Source organism: Syntrophomonas sp. UBA5494, assembly GCF_002426325.1.
On the sequence record NZ_DIPG01000101.1, the window covers coordinates 13401 to 35102 of the forward strand.

Sequence of the window (21702 nt, forward strand, 5' to 3'; positions counted from 1 at the left end):
GTTTGACAGGGGTTGATTACATAAATATTGAACAAATCCGAGAAAAATGGAGTTTGAAAAAACAAAACAAACGGGCCAGTGTGCATATGTGGAATTCAATGGCCGGAAGTTTCGGGGAATTTATTCTGCCTGATTTCAAGGACGATGCTTTTTTAAAACTGTTGGAAAAAAATAAGATGCTAAACCCGGCAAGCCTGGTATTAGACGTAGGATGTGGCGCAGGAAGATATGCCCTGGCCATAGCAGGCCGCTGCCGGCATGTGACCGGATTAGATTTTTCTCCCCCAATGCTCGAGATAGCCAAACAAAGAATGCTTGAGTACCGCGTCGAGAATGTAAACTTTTTCTGTGCGGACTGGCATAAGCTGGATATTGAATCCGCCGGGCACAAAAAAAGTTTTGATCTGGTTTTCGCCCATATGACTCCTGCCGTCCAGAGTGCGGATACTTTTGAGAAATTGTCGGCGGCCTCCAAAGGCTGGTGTATGCTGGCCAAGCCTATCAGGCGAACAGACCCGGTATCCGATGCGGTCAAAGATCTGATTGGCATCAGAGAGCGCCGGGAGAGCGGCGATGAAGAAATCCTGTTCGCCTTCGAACTGCTATGGAGGCAGGGATACTTGCCGCAGTTGGAATATGAGCAACAAACCTGGAAGATGAAGAAAACTCTCGAAGAAGCGTATGGGTTGTATATCAACAGGATCAAAACCTATCGGGATATCACCATGCCGGAAGAGGAAAAGGTGAAAGCCTATCTAAGCATGCTGGCCCGGGACGGTTTCGTTTATGAAGATGTCGATACGACCATCGCAACTTTGTTTTGGCGGGTGGCGTAATAATCAAGCCGGCGGGATAAGAAAGGTGATTATATTATGAACAAAACGGATTGGGAAAAAGCGGTCGATTTTCACGGGCATGCTTGCCCCGGCCTGGCGATCGGTTTTAAAGCGTCCCAGGCCGCTCAGGAAAAGCTAGGCCTTACTTTTTCAGCGGATGAAGAATTTGTTTGCGTCACTGAAAATGACGCCTGCGGTGTCGATGCCATCCAGCTACTGACCGGATGCAGCTTTGGCAAGGGAAATTTGCTTTACCGGGATACCGGGAAAATGGCTTTCAGTTTTTTCAACAGGAAGAACGGCGAGAGCCTGCGGATGATTGTTAAACCATCCCCAAAAGAAATGGAGCGTGAAGAGCATCAGGAATATATTCTGAATGCCCCGGCGGAAGAAATATTTGATTTTATGAAGCCCGCTTTCTCTTTGCCTGAAGCAGCGAGGATTTTTTCATCCATTGTTTGTGAATCCTGCGGCGAAAGCGCCCCGGAACATAAGATGAGATTGCAGGAGGGCCAGAAGGTTTGTCTGGATTGCTTTAAGGCATATGGCAGGGGATGGTAGGAAAGCCTGTTAATTCCGGGAACAGGCTCAGACCTCAGCCGCCTGAGGCCTGCGGCTTGAAGGAAAGGGATGGTTATCAGAGATTTACGGTAAGAAAACAATTGATCCTGGCAGGGTTGCTGTTTCTGATTGCGGTGATGTCGGTATTGGCGGTGAATGCCGGCTCCATGAACCTAAACCCTTGGCAAATAATTCAATCCGTCCTGGGATACGGAAATGACGCATCGCATCTTGTTATCTGGCAAATCCGTCTGCCCCGGATAATGGCGGCCATCATCGCCGGTGCGGGGCTGTCGGTGGCAGGTTGTGTCATGCAAAACAATCTCCGCAATCCCCTGGCCTCTCCCTCCACCCTTGGTATAGCCAATGCCGCGGCTTTTGGCGCCAACCTGGCGATCATCGTCTTCGGAGCCGGCAGTATTCAGAGTACCAGTACAGATGCCGTAACGATTAACAACCCGTATCTGGTGACGATTTCCGCTTTTATCTGTTCCATGGCGGCTACTGGGGTTATTTTGCTCCTGGCGGGGATCCGGGGTTTTTCACCGGAGGCTATGGTTCTTTCCGGCGTGGCGTTAAGCTCGCTCTTTTCGGCCGGAACGATTCTGATTCAATATTTTGCCGAAGATTTTCAGATTGCCGCCGTGGTGTTCTGGACATTCGGAGACCTGGGAAGGGCGGGCTGGACTGAAATCGCCATTATGGGCTGCATCACCGTATTGTCGTTCATCTATTTCCTGTTCAGGAGATGGGACTACAATGCTCTGGACAGCGGTGAAGAAACTGCCCAAAGTCTGGGAGTCCGTGTTGAAAGAGTCAGACAGGGGGGCATGTTTGTCTCCTCTCTGATTACGGCCGTAGCGGTTTCCTTCCTTGGCATTATCGGTTTTATCGGTCTGGTGGGCCCCCAGATCATGCGGAGAGTGATCGGCGGCGATCATCGCTATCTGGTACCTGCCTCGGCCCTGATGGGATCGCTCCTATTGCTGGTTTCCGATACCCTGGCCAGGACAATGGTGGCCCCCGTAGTGCTCCCGGTCGGAGCGATCACCTCCTTTTTTGGAGCGCCGCTGTTTCTTTATCTGCTGATAAGGGGGTATAAAAAGTGATTTTATCAGTAAAGGGTTTATCCTTTACCTATCCGAGCCGGCCGGTTTTACAGGATGTCAACTTTGCCGTTTCCCCAAAAGATTTTCTCGCGGTTCTGGGGGTCAATGGCGCAGGAAAGTCTACGCTTTTAAAATGCCTCAACCGGGTTTTAAAGCCTTATTCCGGCACTGTTGTTATCCAGAGCCAGGAAACCGGCAAACTTAGCGGGAGGGAACTTGCCAAAAGGATCGGCTATGTCGCTCAACGTCAGGAGAGCAGCAACACGACCGTTTTCGATGCCGTGCTCCTGGGCAGAAAACCCTATATTCAGTGGGAGGCTTCGCCAACGGACCTGGAGATCACCCGCAAGGCGTTGAAAATACTAAAACTGGAGAATTACGCCTTAAGATATCTTCAAGAATTAAGCGGAGGAGAACAGCAAAAGGTGGTAATCGCCAGAGCATTGGCCCAGGAGCCGGAGCTTCTTTTACTAGATGAGCCCACCAGCAGCCTGGACTTGAAAAATCAGCTCGAAGTAGCCAGGATCATTCAAGACGTTGTTAGAGATCAACACATAGGCGCGGTGGTCACTATGCATGATTTGAACCTGGCTATCCGCTTTGCCGATAAGTTTCTGTTACTAAAAAACGGGGTCATTTTTGCGGCGGGCGGGCTGGAGGTAATGACTCCGCAAAATATAGAAAGCGTTTACTCGGTGCCGGTCAAAATCAAGGAAATCGAGAATGTGCCGGTTGTGATTCCGGTTTGATTCTCGGAACAGATATTTTTTTATTTTAGCTTAGGAGGCTCTTATGATGAAAAAAGGATTTATCTTTCTGTCTATCGCGCTGCTGTTTGGTATGGTATTCCTTTCAAGCGGCTGCTTTTCCCGGCCTGCCCAGACAACGACTTCCCTTTCTTCAAAAATTATCGTGACCGATACTTTAGGGAGACAAGTGGAGCTTGACGGTACGGCCCAAAAGGTGGTGGCCATAGGCCCGGGCGCCTTAAGGCTTTGCTGTTATTTCAACAATACCGGTATTCTGGCCGGGATCGAAAAAATGGATAAAGACAGCGCAACGGGAAAACCCTATCTGCTTGCCAATCCCTCTTTGGCCGACCTCCCGGAGATAGGGCCGGGAGGCCCCAATAACGCTCCTGAGCCTGAGAGGCTTCTGGCTGTCAAGCCGGATGTCATTTTCACCACCTATGCGGCCGATCAGGCCACTGCGGATAATTTACAGTCCAAAACCGGTATTCCGGTGGTGGCCTTAAGCTATGGGCAAGCCTCCGTCTTTGATCCCCAGGTAAACGCTTCGTTAACCCTGATCGGCAAAATCACCGGAATGGAGTCAAGAGCCCAGGAACTGGCAGAGTTGATGGACAGGTTTAAAAACGACCTGGAATCCAGAACTAAAAATATTACCGAAGATCAGAAACCTACGGTCTATGTAGGCGGTCTGGGGATGAAAGGAACGCATGGAATCGAAAGCACCCAGGGCAACTATGCTCTGTTTCAGGCCATTAATGCCAAGAATGTGGTGGATGAGACCGGGAAAAGCGGATCCCTGATGATCGATAAGGAGCAATTGATCGCCTGGAACCCGGATAAGATTTTTATTGATGCCGGCGGACTGCAGTCGGTTCTGGAAGATTACCGGAAAAATCCGGGATTCTATCAGGCCCTCTCGGCTGTCAAAAATAAGGAAATCTATTCCCAACTGCCTTACAACTTTTATACGACCAATATCGACACGGCCATAGCCGATGCTTATTATATAGGCAAAGTGCTTTACCCTGAACAATTCCGTGATATTGATCCGGAGAAAAAGGCGGACGAGATCTACAAGCTTCTGCTGGGAAAAGAAGTTTATGCGCAAATGGCTGAGGATTTCGGCGGTTTTAAACAACTGGAACTGCAATGAATTTGCTATAGTACGGACATGACAATAAATGTACGGTTGACTTTTCAATACAGGGGCATAGCTGTTGCCTGACGCATCCCGCTTGCGGGGATTAATGTATACAAGTATAACCGGCAAAATAGAGTTGTATTTTCGGCCGGCATCACGTAATATATAAAAATATAAAAGAAAGCCATAATCAATATAATCGGGCAAGGAAGTCTTCGTAATCACACGAAGACTTTTTATTTTCTGTCCCCTTCCCTCTAATAGATATGCCGGGCAAAGGAGTCTCCGTAGAAATACGGGGGCCTTTGCGTTTCTGTCCATGGTTGGCCCAGACACCCGGATAACTGAGGGCATAAAGGTTTTGGGCAAAACTGTATCAATCCGCAGGTAAAGGCGCCTCAATGCCACAAAAGGCATCAGGGCGTCTTTTCTATATTTAATAAAAGGAGTTGAAGCAATGATGAGACAGATTGCTATTTACGGAAAAGGCGGCATCGGCAAGTCCACCACCACGCAGAACACGGTGGCCGCACTGGCTGAAGCGGGCAATAAGGTCATGGTGGTGGGATGCGATCCCAAAGGTGATTCGACCCGCTTGATCCTCCACGGCCTGACCCAGAAGACGGTTCTTGACACTTTGAGAGACGAGGGTGAAGACATTGAACTGGAAGACATCATGCGGGTAGGCTTTGGAGACACCCGCTGTGTGGAATCGGGCGGACCGGAGCCGGGGGTAGGCTGCGCAGGCCGGGGAATTATCACCTCCATCAACCTCCTGGAATCCCTGGGCGCCTATACCCCGGAATTGAACTACGTATTTTACGATGTTCTGGGGGACGTGGTATGCGGGGGCTTTGCCATGCCCATTCGGGAAGGCAAAGCCAAGGAGATTTACATTGTGGCTTCCGGGGAATTGATGGCCTTGTATGCCGCCAACAACATCTGCAAGGGCATCGGCAAGTACGCCCAGAGCGGTGATGTCAGGCTGGGCGGCATCATCTGCAACAGCCGCAACGTGGACAACGAGCACGAGCTGCTGAAGGCTTTTGCTGAAGAGCTGGGCTCGCAACTGCTGCACTTCCTGCCCCGGGATAACATCGTGCAGAGAGCGGAGATCAACAAGAAAACGGTTATCGATTATGATCAGGATTGCAACCAGGCCGGCGAGTACCGGGAACTGGCCGGAAAAATGGCCGAGAACCAAATGTTCGTGGTTCCCAAGCCCATGACCCAGGACCGGCTGGAGGAACTGATGATGGACTATGGCATACTGGACTCTTTATGAGCCGGTGATGAAGGAGGCGGCCAAAATGATTATGATCAGAGCCATTGTGAGACCGGAGAGAACCAATGTCATCCTGGACGAATTGAACAGCGCCGGTTTTCCCGCGGTGACCAAGTATGATGTGGTGGGACGCGGCAAGCAGCGGGGCATTAACGTAGGCGAAATTGTCTATGATGAAATCCCCAAGGAGCTTCTGCTGATCGTGGTCAATGATGAGGACAAATATGATGTCATCAGCATTATCTCCAAATACGCCAAGACCGGCGACAAGGGAGCTTTTGGAGACGGGAAAATTTTTGTGAGCCCGGTGGAAGAAGTTTACACCATCAGCAGCGGTGAAGAGGCGTTGTAGCCGGATCAGTCAGGAGGTTTGATTATGAAGGAAGTTGTCGCCATCATTCGCATGAATAAAGTCAACCAAACCAAAAAAGCTCTGGCGGACACAGGGATCTGCGGCCTTCATGCCATCAAGGTTCAGGGCCGGGGCAGAAGCCCGGTTGATTTTACCCTGCTGGCTCAATTGGGAGCTAATGAGGAAATCGGTTCCACCATTCAAGACAGCATTGCCCGAGGTGGACGCCTGATTCCCAAACGCTTGCTCACCGTCATGGCTCATGACGATCAAGTGCCTGGGATTATTGGAACTATCCTGCAGGTAAACCAAGAAGGAAATCGAGGCGATGGGAAGATTTTTGTCCTGCCGGTATTGGATGCGCTAAGAATTAGAACCGGTGAAAGCGGAGAAGCGGCTATATAAACGGCCGGCAGGCGGCATCCACTATACGGTTCGATTCGCAAAGGAGGAAAAGTGATGCTTAACCATAACACTTTGGATGAAATACTGAACAAATATCCGGCCAAAGAAAAACGCAACCGGAAAAAACACATCCTTATCAAGAATATTACTCAGGAAAATCAGGAAATCGAAGCCAATACCAGAACCATTCCCGGCATCATTTCCAGCCGGGGCTGCGCCTTTGCCGGCTGCAAAGGCGTGGTTCTGGGACCGCTGAAAGATGTGGTCAACATCGTCCACGGCCCCATAGGCTGCGGATATTATGCCTGGTTGACGCGCCGCAACAAGGGGGTGTCAAAAGCCCCCATGAAGAATTTTTTGCCCTATTGTGTATCAACTGACATGCAGGAAAGCGACATCGTTTTCGGGGGAGAGAAAAAACTGGCCCGGACCATAGACGAAGTCGTCCAAATCTTCCAGCCCCAAGCCATCACCATTTCCGCCACCTGTCCGGTGGGGCTGATCGGGGATGACATTCAGGCTGTAGCCAGAAGTGCCCGGGAAAAATACGGCATCAATGTCACCGCCTACAGCTGCGAGGGATACAAAGGGGTCAGCCAATCGGCCGGCCATCATATCGCCAACAACGGGCTGACCGAACATGTCATTGGGGCGGGTGACATGGAGGAAGCACCGCAAAAATACACCGTCAATATTCTGGGCGAGTACAACATCGGCGGAGACGGCTGGGTGATTAAAAAGATGCTGGAGGAGCTGGGCTACCATATTCAAGCCGTAATGACCGGGGACGGATCTTTTGAAGAGTTGAGCAACGCTCACGTGGCGGAGCTGAACCTGGTGCAGTGCCACCGCTCCATCAATTATATTGCTTCCATGCTGGAAGTTAAGTACGGCACTCCCTGGCTCAAAATAAATTTTATCGGCATTCGCTCCACAGTGGAAGCCTTGCGCAGTTTGGCCTTATATTTCGGGGAGCGGGAATTGATTGAACGCACGGAGGATTATATTACCCGGGAATTGGCCCGTATAGAACCGCAGTTGCTGCCTTACCGACGGATCTGCGCCGGCAAGACTGCGTTCTGCTACGTAGGGGGATCCCGGGGCCATCATTATCAAGGCCTGTATGAAGAGCTGGGCATTGAGACCATTTTAGCCGGCTACGTGTTTGCCCACCGCGATGATTATGAGGGGCGCCAAGTCATACCGAATATCAAATCCGATTCGGACAGCAAGAATATTCCCGATTTGCATGTGGCGCCCGATGAAAATCGCTTTCGCCTGAAATTATCGCCGGAACGCGCCGCGGAGTTAAAAGACAAAATCGCCTTGAGCACCTACGCCGGCATGATTCAGGATATGAAAGACGGGAGCGTAATCGTGGACGATCTGAACCACTTTGAGACCGAGGAGCTTATCCGTATCCTCAAGCCCGATATTTTCTCCTCGGGGATTAAAGACAAATATGTGGTGCAGAAGATGGGCATTCCTTCCAAACAACTGCACAATTACGATTATAGCGGTCCTTACGCCGGTTTTGAAGGAGCGCTGAATTTTGCCCGGGACGTGGCCATGAGCTTTGCCAGCCCTACCTGGAATTACATCGAGCCTCCCTGGGCCCACCGGCCTTTGCTGGAAGGAACCCTGGTGAAAGGAGATATGGAAAATGCTTGACAGTACACCCAGAGAAATAATCGCCAGAACCGGCGCGGTCATCAATCCGGCCAAAACCTGTCAGCCTATCGGCGCCATGTATGCGGCCTTGGGGATTCACCGCTGCCTCCCCCACAGCCATGGCTCTCAGGGATGCTGCGCCTATCATCGCTCCCATTTGACCCGCCATTTCCGCGAGCCGGTGATGGCTTCCACCAGTTCTTTTACGGAAGGAGCCTCGGTGTTTGGCGGCAGCGCCAATCTGAAAACCGCTATCAAAAATGTATTCACCCTGTACAATCCGGATGTCATAGCCGTACACACCACCTGTCTGTCGGAGACCATCGGGGACGATATCCCCAGCATTATCAAGTCGGCAGCCATCCCCCCGGGCAAAATGGTGATTCATGCCAACACCCCCAGTTATCAGGGTTCCCATGTTACCGGCTTCTCCAACATGACCAAAGGCATGGTGAATTACCTGGCGGAAGCAAGCCTGGAGAACAAGCGGGAGCAGGTGAATATTCTGCCCGGATTTCTCAACCCCGGCGATATGCGTGAAATCAAGCGGCTTACCGCTCTTATGGGGGTGCCTTTCATTATGTTTCCGGACACTTCCGGCAGCCTGGATTCACCTATGAGCGGTCAGTTTAACATGTTCCCCAAAGGCGGCGCCAGGGTGGAGGCCATCCGGGATTCCGGCAATTCAAGCCTGACTCTGGCATTGGGGGAATATGCCGCCTCGGACCCGGCTTACCAGCTGGAGAGGAAGTGTCTGGTTCCGGCAGTGGTTTTACGGACTCCGATCGGAATTCAGGCCACGGATGCTTTGATCATGGCCTTGAGACAGCATTTCGTGGCTGAGGTCCCTGATGAAATTGAAGAGGAAAGAGGACAGTTGGTGGACATCATGACGGATCTGCACTATCACTTTCATGGAAAAAAGGTGGCCATTTTCGGCGACCCGGACATTGTGGCCAGCCTTACGGAGATGGTCCTAAGCCTGGGCATGAAACCCGTTCATCTTCTGACCGGCACCCCCAACACCTCCCTGGACGGAGCCCAGGGCAACTTCGAGGCGACCGTCACGGCCATGCTGGAGGATGCGGGACTGGCAGGGCGGGTCAAAGCCGGCGGCGACCTTTTTGAACTGCATCAGTGGATTAAAAATGAACCGGTCGATCTGTTGATCGGCAACACCTATGGAAAGTATATTGCCCGGGCCGAAGATATTCCCCTGGTGCGGGTCGGGTTTCCCATACTCGACCGGGGAGTGCATTCCTACCTGCCTGTGGTGGGCTACCGGGGAGCCCTGCGGCTCATGGAAATGATCGACAACGCCCTCCAGGACCGGGTGGACCGGGATGCCCGTGATGAGGACCTGGAGCTGATCATGTAAAAAAGGGGGGGAGCGGGTCATGAAAACAGACCGCGGAGAGACGCTGCTGAAAGCAAGAACCGGGTTTATACGCACCAAAGGCGAACGGATGCCAACACAAAGCTGTGAAGCGGACAGTGTTTCCGGAAGCGTGAGCCAGCGGGCCTGTGTGTACTGCGGGGCCCGGGTGGTTCTAAACCCCATTACCGATGCGGTTCATCTGGTGCACGGTCCCATCGGCTGCGCCAGCTACACCTTTGATATCCGGGGCAGCCTGAGCAGCGGGGCGGAGCTTTATCGATACAGTTTTTCCACCGATCTCAAGGAGCAGGACATTATTTTCGGCGGAGAGAGGAAACTTGCGGCAGCCATCGATGAACTGGTGCAAAAATACCACCCGCCGCTGGTACTGGTGTATTCCACTTGTGTGGCGGGGGTTATCGGCGATGATCTGGAAGCGGTGTGCCGGGCGGCGGCGCAGCGGCACGGCATTGCCGTATTGCCGGTGGAATCCAGCGGTTTTGCCGGCAATAAGTCCGAAGGCTACCGGGTGGCCTGTGAAGTCTTGATGCGCCTGATGGAAGCCGGGAATAGCCCGTTGCCGGCTATGGAGCCGGGCATCAATTACCTGGGCGATTATAACCTGGCGGGAGAGTTGTGGATTATTGGCGGTTATTTGCGGCGCATGGGCGTAAAACTGAATGCTGCTTTCACCGGGGACTCCAGTTTGAAAGCTCTGCAGACGGCGCCGGCTGCGGCTTTTAATATTGTTCAGTGCGCGGGCTCCATGGGCTACCTGGCGAAAAGAATGCAGGAGCGATACGGCATACCGTTTTTTCATGTATCCTTTTTAGGTCTTCAGGATAGTGCCGATTCGCTGCGCTTGATCGCATCGGCCACAGGCGATGAGGAGGTCATGGCGCGCACCGAGGAATTGATCGCAGAGGAAGCCGGCCAGGCGGAGCCGTTCATTCAGGCTTACCGGGATAAGCTGAGCGGTAAAAAAGCCGCAGTTTACGTGGGAGGAGGCTTCAAAGCCATATCTCTGATCAAGCAATTCCGCGAACTGGGCGTTGAGGTCGTCATGATCGGCACGCAAACCGGCCGCAAAGAGGAATATGATGAGATCCACAATCTGGTCGAGGACGGCACCGTGATTCTCGACGACGCCAATCCGGCGGAATTGGAACGTTTTATGAGCAGACAGGGAGCGGATCTGTTGGTGGGGGGCGTCAAAGAAAGGCCTCTGGCATACAAGCTGGGGGTTGCCTTCATAGACCACAATCATGATCGCAAGCATCCTTTGAGCGGTTTCGAAGGCGCAGTCCATTTTGCCCGGGAAGTATATCATACCGTTTGCTCACCGGTCTGGAAATATGTTAAGCAAGGAGGATAAAAGGATGGAAGCGATCAAAACGATGCGCCACAGCGTGATTGAAAACCCCTGCCACGCCTGCATGCCTCTGGGAGCGATACTGGCTTTCAAAGGCATACAGGGCGCAATGGTCATTATTCATGGTTCACAGGGGTGCAGCACCTATATGCGCCGGCATATTTCCGAGCATTACAACGAACCCATCGACGTGGCTTCCAGTTCGATCACCGAGCCGGGAACCATCTATGGCGGAAGCGTCCATTTGAAAAAAGGACTGGATCATCTGATTCAAGTCTACCATCCTGAACTGATCGGGATTCTTTCCACCTGTCTGGCCGAGACCATCGGGGAAGATATCGCGCGCATTGCTGCAGAATACACGGTTGAGCGGGACATGGGCGCTTATCCCCTGGTCAGCGTCCCCACACCGGGGTATGGGGGCGGCCACAGTGAGGGCTATTTCCTGGCAGTCAGACACATTATAGCCCGCATCGCCCGACCGGTCCCCAAACACCACCGCATCAACGTAATCGTCCCCCATCTCACCCCGGCCGAGGTGCGGGAAATCAAAAGAATAATGGATCTTATGGGGGTGGATTATATTCTCTGCCCCGATTATTCGGAAACCCTGGACAGTCCATTTGCGCGTCCTTACCAAAAAATCGCCGGCGGCGGCACCAGTCTGCAGGAGCTGGCCATGATGGGCGGAGCGTCTGCCACCATTGAAATGAGCAGGTGCGTAGAGACCCATTTGTCCCCAGGCCGATACCTGGCCGGCACTTTCGAAGTGCCTTTGTATAATAGCCCCGTTCCTGTAGGGATCGAAGCCACCGACCTTTTTGTCAACCTTCTGAAGGAGTTGACCGGCCAACCCCTCCCCGATGTTCTGCAACGGGAAAGAGGCCGCTTGCTGGACGGCATGATCGACTCCCACAAATATAATGCCGAAGGGCGCGCCGTTATTTTTGGCGATCCTGATATGGTCCTGGCCGTCAGCAGCATCTGCATGGAGAATGGGATTGTCCCGGCGGTGGCTGCCAGCGGCGTTCACAGCAAGGCCCTGGAATTGGAAATGCAAACTTTGACAGCGGGCCGGACCGATGTGGCGACTGTGACGGAAACCGACTTGGCAGTGATCAGGGACCTGGCGGTCAAAGCAGAGGCCAACATCGCCATCGGGCATTCCGACGGCAGATATTTGACGGAACGTGAAGGGATTCCCCTAGTGCGCCTGGGCTTTCCGATTCACGACCGGGTGGGAGGACAGCGCCTGGTATCGGTTGGCTATGCAGGCACGATGATGCTTTTGGACCGCATCACCAACTGTTTACTGGACAGTAAGCTGAGCGCTTACCGGCCCCGAATGCTGAAAAAATACTATTCAGAACCTTCCGGCAAATTCTAGAAAATCGAGGTGAACAAACCATGAAATGCACTTGTACGTCGAAATACAGGATTGAACATGACCCGCAGCGGTCAGATGAAAAAACCCGGCAGCATCCCTGTTTTTCCACTGAGGCCCATCGTCAATACGGCCGCATCCACCTGCCGGTGGCTCCGGCCTGCAATCTCAGTTGCAATTATTGCAACCGCCGCTTTGACTGCAATAATGAAAGCCGTCCCGGCGTGGCCAGCGCGCTGCTTACCCCGGAAGAGGCTTGCCGTCTGTATGTCCGGGTACGCTCCCGGCACGACAACATCAAAGTGGTAGGCATTGCCGGTCCTGGAGACGCCCTGGCCAACTGGCCCGCAACACGGCAGACCATCGGTATGATCAAGGAAATGATTCCGGATACCATTTTCTGCCTGTCCACCAACGGGCTCAAACTGCTCAAGTGCGCGGACGCTCTATTGGAACTGGGGGTTAAGCACATCACTGTCACCGTGAACAGCCTGAAAGCAGCCATCGGCGCCCGGATATACCAACAGGTTTGGTTTGAAGGCCGCCGTTATGATGGCGCGGAAGGAGCCCGACTGCTGATCCGAAACCAGTTGGAAGCCATTCAATATCTGGCCGGACGGGGTGCGGTCATCAAGGTCAACACTGTCATGATACCCGGCATAAACGATCGGCATATCCCCGACATAGTGAAAGCAGTCGGCGCCCGGGGAGCTTTTATCAGCAACATCATGCCTTTGATCCCGGCTCCGGGAAGCGTTTTCGAGAACGCCTCCCCTACCGGTGTTCACGAGCTTCATGCCATGCGTCAAAGGTGTGCGTCAGATCTTCAGCAGATGTATCATTGCCGCCAATGCCGGGCCGACGCCATCGGTTTGCTGGGAAAGGACCTGGTCATGGACGGGGCCGGGGGAGAGCTGTGCCCGGTGAAAGCGATAAAAAAGGTGATTTAAAAATTGTCCTATGAAAAGTGGGAAAGAGGAGGAAAAGCCTATGAACGAAGAGATAGCGGTGGTTCTGGGAGGACATGGGAAAACCGCCACCTTGCATGATTCAGCAGAGATTGTCATCTATAAAAAAACCGGCCGGCAATGGAGCCTGTTAAAGGCCATGCCCTTTTGCATCGGGGAGGTCTTCAATCTCCACCAACTGCGTTTAAAAATGAAAGAATTAATTGCCTTTCTGGGTGAGTGTAAGGTGCTCGCAGCATTATCCGTAAGCGGAGCGCCGTACTTTGAGTTGGAAAAGCACGGTTATGCGATTTGGGAGATTAAAGGCAAACCGCCGGCCTTTCTGCAGATGATTCTGGACGAGGAAACCGAATCTGCTTGCAGGGAGGATGGGCTTGACGAAAAGCCCGGGCCGGCGGCCGAGGAGGTATATCCGGGCCATCTGAGGATTTCTCTCCATGGTATGCAGGGATGCGGAAACGGGCTCAGCTCCAAACAAATTCTGCAGCCGATTCTTAAAAAAGGTGAATTTCTGACCCTGGAAATCCTCTGCGATCATGCTCCCCCCTGGCTGGTGGCCAAAATTCTGAGCGGAGAACTGCGCGGCGTCGTGGAGAAAATTGCCGGAAATGAAAGCAGGATACTCATTGCTTACAGTAAGTAGAAGCGACTGGGGATGTTTTTTGTTTCCTGGCGGCTTGCCGGTTGAAAAATAAAATCGCCAGAAACGACAATATCGTCACTACTGTTTTCTTAATCAAGGAATTGCGAAAAAGCGTAATACTCAGCGTCAATGTTATGATAATCATCACGAAACCCTGAAAAAATGGAATCGCTTTAATATTTTATTTTTGCCAGCCTATGGTTTTCATACTTGCAGGATGGCTGCGCAGACACAGGAGACGATTTTCCGGCTTGTTCTAAAGAGCAAACCGGGGAATCATCTCCTGTTTTCATCAATGGACAAATAATCATTGATAAAAATTTTATTATGAAATAGGAATAAACCATAATTATACTGAATAATAACATAAGATAGTATAATTTGGGGGAAATGGGACAGAAGTTCGGCGCCGCTAGGATATGCAATCAGCTTTTAGGGAGGATGGAGATGGCTTTAGTAGAAGTTGTAAAGTATAATGGCACTCCAGACGTTTTTGCCTGGAAATTTCCCAGTGAGGAACTGGGGAACTGGACTCAGCTTATTGTCAACGAATCTCAGGAAGCGGTTCTGTTTAAAGGGGGGCAGGCCCTTGATGTGTTTCCGAGCGGCAGACATACGCTTGAAACAGCGAATATTCCTATCTTAAACAATATCATCAATCTTCCTTTCGGAGGGCACTCTCCTTTTACTGCCGAGGTGTGGTACGTAAACAAAGTGCATTCGCTGGATGTAAAATGGGGCACCGCTTCCCCGATCCAATTGCAGGACCCGAAATACAAAGTGTTTGTACCGCTGCGTTCTTTCGGGCAATTCGGCATTCGAATCGAAGACTCCAAAAAGTTTCTTATCAAACTGGTCGGTACCTTGCCCGTTTTCGACAAAGAAAACCTGGGGAATTATTTCCGTGGCTTGTATTTAACCAAGGCCAAAGATTCCATAGCTTCTTATTTGATCAACAAACAGATCAGCCTGTTGGAGATTAATGCCTACCTTGACGAATTATCCGATCACATCAAAGCAAAGATGGTCCCGGTTCTGGATGATTACGGCATTCAACTGATCAACTTTTATGTGAACGACATTAACGTGCCTGAGGATGACCCGGCTGTCATCCAGCTCAAATCGGCGTTGGCCAAACGTGCGGAAATGGATATAGTCGGCTACAACTACATTCAGGAGCGGTCTTTTGACACCCTGGAAGGAGCGGCAACCAATCCGGGCTCCATCCAGTCCGGCATGATGGGCGCAGGGATCGGCTTGGGCATGGGCGTCGGCGTCGGAGGCAGCTTTGGTTCACAGATGGGGGGCATAAGTCAGAACATCAATGTTAACAAGGAAATGAAAGCATGCCGCCAATGCAATGCCAGCATGGAAAAGGAGGCCAGATTCTGCGGCAATTGCGGCCACGATAACAGTGAAGCGGCCAGCAATAGCAATGAAGTCGTCAAATGCAGCGGCTGCGGGGCTGTTATTGCTAAGGGAGCTAAATTCTGCCCGGAATGCGGAGATGTCTACATCCCTTGTCCCAATTGCCGGGCTGATGTGCCGTCAGGCGCCGGCGTATGCCCGTCCTGTGGGAGTATGATGCCCCAACCGTGCCCGGGATGCGGGTTTATGATCGAAAAAGCACCGGCCAAATTTTGCCCGGAGTGTGGTCTTCCGCTGGTCAAAAAATGCCCGGGCTGCAACGCTGAAATAAAAGGAACGCCCAAATTCTGTCCCGACTGCGGAAACAAACTGTAATAAGCGGGGAAAGGAGGCGGAATAAAAATATGCCCGATAAAATGAAAATGCTTCTAATATTAGGCATAGGCATAATCATCATTGCAGTTACCCTGGTCATATTCCTGGTCGGCTTCTCAAGCGGAGAAAAAACCACGCTGCATTGGCTTTCTCTACTGTTTGTCTTAATTTCGGAAGTGGCCTTGATCGGCGGGCTCATCCTCATGCGCGTCCGTATAGAAACATTGAATGCAACTTTGCTGAAAGCGGGAATAACCTCCACCTTGTTCATCTATTTTGTGATAACCGTATTGCTGGCGGTGTTTAAGCCGTTGTTTGCCGGCAATTTAAATGCATTTATAACCATCCAGGTCACTATGATCGGAATTGCAGCGGCAGCCATCATGGCTTTGCTAATAAGCGCCTCTACTAAAGCTTGATGAGGGGTTAAATTTTTATAAGGAGTTGATTGCGTAATGGCAAGGTTTTTTAAGACGATTTTTGCCGTTCTCGGTTGGGTATGTGTGGCTTTCGCATTTTTGGGTTTAATGGTCAGTCTTGCGGAAGGTATGGATGGAATGGATATATCCATGGTCATATTCTTCGCGGTTGTGGGTGCGGGATTAATCTATGCCGGTAAAAAGAATTCTCAAACCGACAATAATAAAGAATCAATTCAGGTGAATGTTGTACTGTCCGATCAGGCTGGTGCAGGCGGAGAAGCCGGGAAATCGGAGACCACTGAATTGAAGCAGACCGTATGCGCAAGTTGTGGAGCCAGGATTCATGTTGGTTCAGGAGGAACTTGCGAATATTGTGGTTCGCCGGCCATACCAGGTTGATCCATAACGTATAAAGAGGCGGCAGGCTTATGAAAGCCATTTAGCAGGATGTTTACGTTCTGAGCAATATGAGCCATTGCTGCGATTTATCCTTTAAAACGCTTGAAGTTGGGGAAAATATATTGAATAAATTGAGCGAGGGGTGCAGCAGAACAGCTGCACCCCTCGCTAGCCCCGGATATGTTAGTGGAGGGAGCTTTTAAGCAAATCTCTGGCATCCTGATCGCTCAGGTCTACATGATAAAAAAGTTTATAGAAATCCTTAACTTCTTTGACCATATCGATTTTATACAGTTCGGGATAAAAAGTATAGGTCAGCCATTTCAGGCCCAGGAAACGGTTAATTGAAGGTGGACGGTCGAACCAGTTGAAGGGGTAATTAGGAATTTCATACACCTTTTGTGTTTTGACCGCGCTGATATTTCTCCAATCAGCACTGGTGAGGATCTTGTCATAAGCACCTCCCCGGTCGGCTCCCCAGGCCAGGATCACCTCGGGATTCCATTTCAGCACCTGTTCCAGGGATACGCTGCTCATACCGCTGCCGCCTTTGGCTGCCACATCAGCCACATTGACTGTATTAACCAGATTTAACAGCAACCCATGGGGGGAGCTTTTGGGTTCGGTTGCCAGGCCTTCCGGGCCTTCAGCGTAGTATACCCGTAATTTCTTGTTATCGGGGATATTTTGGGTTATATCGGTGACTTCCTGCAGGGTCTCATTGCAATAGGCGATTAATTCCGCAGCCCGTTCTTCGGCCCCTAGAAGCTGGCCGAGGAAGGTCAGGGTCTTTTCAGTTTTATTGATATCATTATCCAGCACTATCACCGGGATATTCAGTTGTTGCTGCAGTTGGTCGGCAGTGCTTATTGACGAATCACTGACCGGATCAGGTCCGATCGAGAATATGACATCCGGTTTGGCCTTAACCAGTTCCTCGGTATTGATCTTCGCATTCATCTGTACCCCGCCCAGGTAAGGCAACTGCTGCACCGCAGGCAGAAGGTATCTTTTTTCTTTATCGGAAAATTGCATAGATGATCCCGCCATCTTTTCCGGAGCGAGACAATATACCATTATCATACCTATGGGGCTGGTGTAATAGACTTTATCAATAGTAACGGGTATGGTCACTGACCGGCCAGCATCATCGGTTATGGTCCTGGTGGATTGGGATGTGCTTGTGGTGGTGCTTGGGGCACAGCCGCTGACAAGGGTGCAAGCCATTATGAATATCATGAGCATGACGACTGCGATTCTGCCATTTTTCGTTTTCAACATTACAAATCCTTCCCCCATTTCTCTTACTTGGTTTCTTTAAGAACTGGCGACGTTATCGATAGTCTTGGGAACTGGAACACATACCTCAACCGTTTTATTCTCAGACACTTTTATGCCGCCGATCCTTGCTCGGATTGCGTACATACTGAACATCGAATCCTCGGTGATCACATCTCCGGGAATACCCACATCCAGTAATCCCCCATCTTTCATCAGCACCACCCTATGAGCACAATAGAAAGCCTGGTCGGGGTCATGAGTTACCATGAGTATGCTCATCCCTTTCCCGGAAAGATCGCGCAAATGTTCAAGCACCTGGTGCTCTCTGCCGAAATCCAGGTTGGCCGTAGGTTCGTCCATTATCAATATCTGCGGCTGCTGCGCCAAAGCCCGGGCGATCAGAACTAGCTGCCTTTCGCCGCCACTAATTTTGGTGTAAATCCTGTCCTTTAAATAGCTGATATTCAATTCTGCCAGTGAATCCTCGGCTATACGTACATCCTCTTCCCCGGGCACCCCCATCCTCGCAAGATAAGCGGTCCTTCCGGTCAGAACAACGTCAATGACCTTGAATGGAAAAGGCGGTACATGCGCCTGAGGTATGTAGGCCATAATTTGAGCACGCCTGGTCAAAGACCATGACTGAATGTCTTCTCCCCCGATCAGGATAGACCCTGAGGAGGGCGATAATAAGCCCAGAATATTTTTCAACAGAGTGGTTTTCCCGCATCCATTCGGCCCTAGAACACAGAGGAACTCGCCGCCGTACATTGTAAAGCTTGCATTTTGAATTACCTGATGCGACGGATATCCAAAGCTTATTCCCCTGATCTCAAGCAAATCTTCACCCCCCGGACCGATGTTGATATACTCCGCTGTTTTGCCCGTTTATATTATTTCCACCCCCTGACGCTGTTTTTGAATATCAGTATGAAAAATGGCACCCCCAGAAGTGCAGTAAGTATTCCCAGAGGCACTTCCACCGAGGCCAGGCAGCGGGCCATATCATCGACTAACAGCAGGTAGCTGGCCCCCAGGATCCCGCTTACTGGCAGCAACACCCGGTAATTAGGTCCGACCATAGCCCGGGCCAGGTGTGGAACGACCAAGCCTATCCAACCGACTATGCCGCACACGGAGACCGCAGCCGCAGTGATCAGAGTTGAGCCTATAATCACGATCCATCTTAGCCGGCGGGTGTTAATACCTAAAGTTCGTGCTTCATCTTCTCCAAAAGCGAGCACATTCAGTTTCCACCTCACCAGGTAAAGGGCACTAAAGCCTATGAGCATTGGCAACAGGATGCTCTCGATATCCCTTTTATCCACCGAGGCAAGACTGCCCATCAACCAGAAAGTAATCTCCGGCAGTTTGTCATTGCTGTCGGCGAAATACTTGATCGCTCCGGTTCCTGAAGAAAATAGGGTACTGATCAATATGCCGCCCAGCACCAAACCCAGGGTGGGATCATAATCAAGGTGCTCATTGATTAAAACGGCTAAGAGCACGGCAATCAGACCGAAGGCAAAGGCACTGGCCTGGACAACATAGATCGACTGAGACAGAAAAATCGTCAGGCAGGCTCCGAACCCGGCTCCCGCTGAGGCCCCCAGGATGTCGGGCGACACCAGGGGGTTTTTAAACATCCCCTGGTAAGCCGCCCCGGCTATGGACAGGGCTGCACCGACCAGCATCGCGACAGTGATGCGCGGCAGCCTGATATTGAACACAACTGTATCCAAATTGCTGGCCCCTGCAGCGCCCGGGCTGAAATAATGGTTGTATAGAGTGGCTAGCAGTTCGGGCAAGGGGATCCCGTAGCGGCCAATGGCAAATGAAAAGAGAAACACCGCGATCGGAATGATCAATAAAACCATTAGCTGTGTTATTCCTAAGTCCAAGCGGTTAAAATATTTGTGCATCCGCTTTCCCCGTACCAATGGTTCCATTAACGTCTGATACAGACCATTTGTCCCCCTTGCTTGAACGCCTTGGTCTTTCCGCCTTCCCGGACAACTTGCCAGCATTCCTTCTCGTCGCGAATAACCATCCCCGCCAAGGCTTCTATCCCATAATTGAAAAGAATCGCAGTCATGGGTACGCTGGGTCCGACCAGTATTACTTGGGCATGATTGGAAACTTCCAGAAGCCTGGGCATGGTCTTATTGATAAATGCAGTGCCGGTAATAAAAACATAATCTTGGTGGGGTAGGATATATTCACTGGCTGAATCGGGATAATCACCAGACTGAGGATTTCTTTCGATTATAGATAGATGACATATTGGATGGAGGGATTCGATTCCGGGAAAATGCCCGATAACTGCTACATTTTTGCCGGCCATTTCCGGTAAGAATCGGACAAACGCATTGGCATCGTTTGCTTCTGAGGTTTTAATAAAATCTTGACCGGTAATCGACATAATATTATCCGGGACATTTAACACCGAGTTAATAGCTGCCTGCCCCAGGGAAGCCAGGCCCATATCCCACGATTTGACGTAAGCAGCCAGCTCTTTAAGCGGCATGCCGACAACACTGGCAGGCTTGTTTTCAGACCTGCCCCCTTTCAAGGTCATTGCCGTGCCGATCCCTTTGGGCGAGCGAATTAAGGTCCAGTGGAGACCGACCATGCAATCCAGTACATTTAGCCCCTCAGGTATCAATTCGATCAGTTCGTTATAGATTTCCCACACGGCGATTCCCTCATTGTCTATAGCTTTTCGTAATATGCGCCATTAGCGCAGGCCCGGCACAAGATCCGGCCGCCCAGCAGTATCTCCCTGCTATCCATGACACTTTCTCCGCATCTCTCACATTTAACCCGACTTAAAGGCTTGCCGGGAAGGTCTTCCGGTTTCAGATTGACTCTTACAGCTTCGACTTTGAATAATTCCTCGTCCGGAATGGCGTTCCAAAAGGCGACAATGTCACCGTTTTCAGGGGCATTTTGTTTGGCTGCTACTGCGATTCTAATCCCCTCATGACTGTTCATATCTATAAATGTAGCCGCCATTTTCCCGTAATCCATCCATTTTAGGCGCCGTTTCCCAAGAGAGCAGCCGGTAACCGAAGATACCGCATCTGCCACGCAGCGATCCGCTTCCACATAAACCAGAAAATCCCGGTTCCGCAAAGGATCGTCGATGCCCAGGTAATTAAGCCCGGCACGAGCCATTCTGACCCCGAATACAATACCGTGGCATATGTGCCCATGGAATCTATGGGCATTTTCAATATCCCGCTCAAAACAATTCGTCATGTTTTTCAAAAACCTCACTTTTTCGTTTTACAGAAATAAATCCTCCGCAACGCCGGTATTTAACAGCTTGTATTTCAGCTACAGTCGCCAAGGCTATTTCTGCCGCCGTCTGTCCTCCGATATCAAGGCCAATAGGTAAATGAACCCGTTCGAGAAGTTCATCCGCAATCCCCGAAATTTTCAGTTGGCTAAAATAGGCGGTTACCTTACGTTTGTTGCCTAAAATTCCTATGTATCTGGCTGGCGATTTGATTACCGCATGCAATGCTGGGGGATCAAATTCATGGTTATACGTAGCTAATACAATGCTGGTGGTCTCGTCAATATCACAAGCTCTCAGCAACGCGACAACGTCTCCCCACAACAGTTCGCTGGCTTCAGGAAATCTTTCCCGGGTAAGCGTTATAGCTCTGTGGTCAATTACAGTTATCCGGCAGCCCAGAATAGCCGCGATTTTATAAATGTTCCAAGCAACATTTCCTGAGCCGGCAATGATTAACTTATCATTGTCGGCGGGTGTATTAACTAAAGATTCATCCCGGTTAACTTCCAACTTGCAGCCCCACTTTTCAGGTTCTGATGAAGTTCTGTAATAAAATGGAGATAGTCTCCCCAACAGACAGAAGGGACTCTAATTTCAAATTAAGAGATGTCCGTTGACCAATTTAGTGTTACGGTGGGCAGACAACTATTAAGAGTGATTGGCATGGAATCTCTGACTTCTGATATATTATTTCAA

The 21702-nt window shown here is 50.8% G+C and carries 23 protein-coding genes; 17 read left to right on the top strand and 6 right to left on the bottom strand.

Annotated elements, in window-relative coordinates; genetic code table 11:
• Window positions 1-86: 86 nt before the first annotated feature.
• The 17 genes from B3W37_RS11265 to B3W37_RS11345 all read left to right on the top strand — a co-directional run bounded on the left by B3W37_RS11265 (window position 87) and on the right by B3W37_RS11345 (window position 16421).
• Window positions 87-836: a class I SAM-dependent methyltransferase gene (locus tag B3W37_RS11265; RefSeq protein ID WP_483175832.1), complete on the top strand. Its 750-nt coding sequence runs from the start codon at window positions 87-89 to the stop codon at window positions 834-836.
• Between the two features lie 36 nt (window positions 837-872).
• The gene (locus tag B3W37_RS11270; protein WP_483170705.1) at window positions 873-1397 is read left to right on the top strand and encodes an FmdE family protein; all 525 of its coding nucleotides are present in this window, start codon (window positions 873-875) and stop codon (window positions 1395-1397) included.
• 56 nt (window positions 1398-1453) lie between these two features.
• Window positions 1454-2506: a FecCD family ABC transporter permease gene (locus B3W37_RS11275; protein WP_483170707.1), complete on the top strand. Its 1053-nt coding sequence runs from the start codon at window positions 1454-1456 to the stop codon at window positions 2504-2506.
• A complete protein-coding gene (locus tag B3W37_RS11280) occupies window positions 2503-3255 on the top strand; it encodes an ABC transporter ATP-binding protein (RefSeq protein ID WP_483175834.1) in 753 nt (250 codons plus the stop codon). Before B3W37_RS11275 ends, B3W37_RS11280 begins: the two co-directional genes overlap by 4 nt.
• A 43-nt stretch (window positions 3256-3298) precedes the next feature.
• Window positions 3299-4411, top strand: a complete 1113-nt coding sequence (locus B3W37_RS11285) for an iron ABC transporter substrate-binding protein (protein WP_483175836.1) — start codon at window positions 3299-3301, stop codon at window positions 4409-4411.
• A 448-nt stretch (window positions 4412-4859) separates the two neighbouring features.
• Window positions 4860-5684 (top strand): nitrogenase iron protein, encoded by an 825-nt coding sequence (gene nifH, locus B3W37_RS11290; protein WP_481043020.1) that lies wholly within the window; start codon window positions 4860-4862, stop codon window positions 5682-5684.
• Between the two features lie 25 nt (window positions 5685-5709).
• Window positions 5710-6036: a P-II family nitrogen regulator gene (locus tag B3W37_RS11295; RefSeq protein ID WP_481043022.1), complete on the top strand. Its 327-nt coding sequence runs from the start codon at window positions 5710-5712 to the stop codon at window positions 6034-6036.
• Window positions 6037-6060: 24 nt separating this feature from the next.
• Complete coding sequence (locus B3W37_RS11300) at window positions 6061-6441, top strand: P-II family nitrogen regulator (RefSeq protein ID WP_481041145.1); 381 nt, start codon at window positions 6061-6063, stop codon at window positions 6439-6441.
• 54 nt (window positions 6442-6495) lie between these two features.
• Window positions 6496-8112, top strand: coding sequence for a nitrogenase molybdenum-iron protein alpha chain (gene nifD / locus B3W37_RS11305; protein ID WP_483170710.1), 1617 nt, complete (start codon window positions 6496-6498; stop codon window positions 8110-8112).
• Window positions 8105-9490 (top strand): nitrogenase molybdenum-iron protein subunit beta, encoded by a 1386-nt coding sequence (gene nifK / locus B3W37_RS11310; RefSeq protein WP_483175838.1) that lies wholly within the window; start codon window positions 8105-8107, stop codon window positions 9488-9490. Before nifD ends, nifK begins: the two co-directional genes overlap by 8 nt.
• A gap of 19 nt (window positions 9491-9509) precedes the next feature.
• On the top strand, window positions 9510-10865 hold the full coding sequence (gene nifE, locus B3W37_RS11315; RefSeq protein ID WP_483170713.1) for a nitrogenase iron-molybdenum cofactor biosynthesis protein NifE: 1356 nt from the start codon (window positions 9510-9512) through the stop codon (window positions 10863-10865).
• 4 nt (window positions 10866-10869) lie between these two features.
• Window positions 10870-12249, top strand: a complete 1380-nt coding sequence (locus B3W37_RS11320) for a nitrogenase component 1 (RefSeq protein WP_483170715.1) — start codon at window positions 10870-10872, stop codon at window positions 12247-12249.
• Window positions 12250-12269: 20 nt separating this feature from the next.
• Window positions 12270-13196: a nitrogenase cofactor biosynthesis protein NifB gene (nifB, locus tag B3W37_RS11325; protein ID WP_483175840.1), complete on the top strand. Its 927-nt coding sequence runs from the start codon at window positions 12270-12272 to the stop codon at window positions 13194-13196.
• 40 nt (window positions 13197-13236) lie between these two features.
• Window positions 13237-13857, top strand: a complete 621-nt coding sequence (locus B3W37_RS11330) for a Fe-only nitrogenase accessory AnfO family protein (RefSeq protein ID WP_483170717.1) — start codon at window positions 13237-13239, stop codon at window positions 13855-13857.
• A gap of 447 nt (window positions 13858-14304) precedes the next feature.
• Window positions 14305-15600: an SPFH domain-containing protein gene (locus tag B3W37_RS11335; protein WP_483175842.1), complete on the top strand. Its 1296-nt coding sequence runs from the start codon at window positions 14305-14307 to the stop codon at window positions 15598-15600.
• Window positions 15601-15647: 47 nt separating this feature from the next.
• Complete coding sequence (locus tag B3W37_RS11340) at window positions 15648-16019, top strand: hypothetical protein (RefSeq protein ID WP_483175843.1); 372 nt, start codon at window positions 15648-15650, stop codon at window positions 16017-16019.
• A gap of 36 nt (window positions 16020-16055) precedes the next feature.
• Window positions 16056-16421: a hypothetical protein gene (locus tag B3W37_RS11345; RefSeq protein WP_483170720.1), complete on the top strand. Its 366-nt coding sequence runs from the start codon at window positions 16056-16058 to the stop codon at window positions 16419-16421.
• A 183-nt stretch (window positions 16422-16604) separates the two neighbouring features.
• On the opposite strand, the gene B3W37_RS11350 is transcribed toward B3W37_RS11345, so the two are convergent.
• From B3W37_RS11350 to B3W37_RS11375, 6 genes are all read right to left on the bottom strand, one after another.
• Window positions 16605-17702 (bottom strand): ABC transporter substrate-binding protein, encoded by a 1098-nt coding sequence (locus B3W37_RS11350; protein WP_483170721.1) that lies wholly within the window; start codon window positions 17700-17702, stop codon window positions 16605-16607.
• 36 nt (window positions 17703-17738) lie between these two features.
• On the bottom strand, window positions 17739-18542 hold the full coding sequence (locus tag B3W37_RS11355) for an ABC transporter ATP-binding protein (RefSeq protein ID WP_483170722.1): 804 nt from the start codon (window positions 18540-18542) through the stop codon (window positions 17739-17741).
• A gap of 53 nt (window positions 18543-18595) precedes the next feature.
• On the bottom strand, window positions 18596-19579 hold the full coding sequence (locus B3W37_RS11360) for a FecCD family ABC transporter permease (protein WP_483175845.1): 984 nt from the start codon (window positions 19577-19579) through the stop codon (window positions 18596-18598).
• Between the two features lie 71 nt (window positions 19580-19650).
• Window positions 19651-20397: a Rossmann-like domain-containing protein gene (locus B3W37_RS11365; protein ID WP_483170725.1), complete on the bottom strand. Its 747-nt coding sequence runs from the start codon at window positions 20395-20397 to the stop codon at window positions 19651-19653.
• Window positions 20398-20414: 17 nt separating this feature from the next.
• The gene (locus B3W37_RS11370; protein WP_481041175.1) at window positions 20415-20963 is read right to left on the bottom strand and encodes an FmdE family protein; all 549 of its coding nucleotides are present in this window, start codon (window positions 20961-20963) and stop codon (window positions 20415-20417) included.
• Window positions 20947-21516 (bottom strand): XdhC family protein, encoded by a 570-nt coding sequence (locus tag B3W37_RS11375; protein WP_483175846.1) that lies wholly within the window; start codon window positions 21514-21516, stop codon window positions 20947-20949. The genes B3W37_RS11370 and B3W37_RS11375 overlap by 17 nt, the downstream gene beginning before the upstream one ends.
• Between the last annotated feature and the right edge of the window lie 186 nt (window positions 21517-21702).

What these genes read in the sequence shown, in the direction of transcription:
- nifH (WP_481043020.1), top strand. Translation starts at nt 4,860, where the DNA reads ATGAGACAGATTGCTATTTACGGAAAAGGCGGCATCGGCAAGTCCACC.
- B3W37_RS11350 (WP_483170721.1), bottom strand. Translation starts at nt 17,702, where the DNA reads ATGTTGAAAACGAAAAATGGCAGAATCGCAGTCGTCATGCTCATGATA.
- B3W37_RS11330 (WP_483170717.1), top strand. Translation starts at nt 13,237, where the DNA reads ATGAACGAAGAGATAGCGGTGGTTCTGGGAGGACATGGGAAAACCGCC.
- B3W37_RS11300 (WP_481041145.1), top strand. Translation starts at nt 6,061, where the DNA reads ATGAAGGAAGTTGTCGCCATCATTCGCATGAATAAAGTCAACCAAACC.
- B3W37_RS11285 (WP_483175836.1), top strand. Translation starts at nt 3,299, where the DNA reads ATGATGAAAAAAGGATTTATCTTTCTGTCTATCGCGCTGCTGTTTGGT.
- B3W37_RS11345 (WP_483170720.1), top strand. Translation starts at nt 16,056, where the DNA reads ATGGCAAGGTTTTTTAAGACGATTTTTGCCGTTCTCGGTTGGGTATGT.
- B3W37_RS11340 (WP_483175843.1), top strand. Translation starts at nt 15,648, where the DNA reads ATGCTTCTAATATTAGGCATAGGCATAATCATCATTGCAGTTACCCTG.
- nifE (WP_483170713.1), top strand. Translation starts at nt 9,510, where the DNA reads ATGAAAACAGACCGCGGAGAGACGCTGCTGAAAGCAAGAACCGGGTTT.
- B3W37_RS11370 (WP_481041175.1), bottom strand. Translation starts at nt 20,963, where the DNA reads ATGACGAATTGTTTTGAGCGGGATATTGAAAATGCCCATAGATTCCAT.
- B3W37_RS11270 (WP_483170705.1), top strand. Translation starts at nt 873, where the DNA reads ATGAACAAAACGGATTGGGAAAAAGCGGTCGATTTTCACGGGCATGCT.
- B3W37_RS11360 (WP_483175845.1), bottom strand. Translation starts at nt 19,579, where the DNA reads ATGGTTTTATTGATCATTCCGATCGCGGTGTTTCTCTTTTCATTTGCC.
- B3W37_RS11265 (WP_483175832.1), top strand. Translation starts at nt 87, where the DNA reads ATGTGGAATTCAATGGCCGGAAGTTTCGGGGAATTTATTCTGCCTGAT.
- nifK (WP_483175838.1), top strand. Translation starts at nt 8,105, where the DNA reads ATGCTTGACAGTACACCCAGAGAAATAATCGCCAGAACCGGCGCGGTC.
- B3W37_RS11295 (WP_481043022.1), top strand. Translation starts at nt 5,710, where the DNA reads ATGATTATGATCAGAGCCATTGTGAGACCGGAGAGAACCAATGTCATC.
- B3W37_RS11320 (WP_483170715.1), top strand. Translation starts at nt 10,870, where the DNA reads ATGGAAGCGATCAAAACGATGCGCCACAGCGTGATTGAAAACCCCTGC.
- B3W37_RS11335 (WP_483175842.1), top strand. Translation starts at nt 14,305, where the DNA reads ATGGCTTTAGTAGAAGTTGTAAAGTATAATGGCACTCCAGACGTTTTT.
- nifD (WP_483170710.1), top strand. Translation starts at nt 6,496, where the DNA reads ATGCTTAACCATAACACTTTGGATGAAATACTGAACAAATATCCGGCC.
- nifB (WP_483175840.1), top strand. Translation starts at nt 12,270, where the DNA reads ATGAAATGCACTTGTACGTCGAAATACAGGATTGAACATGACCCGCAG.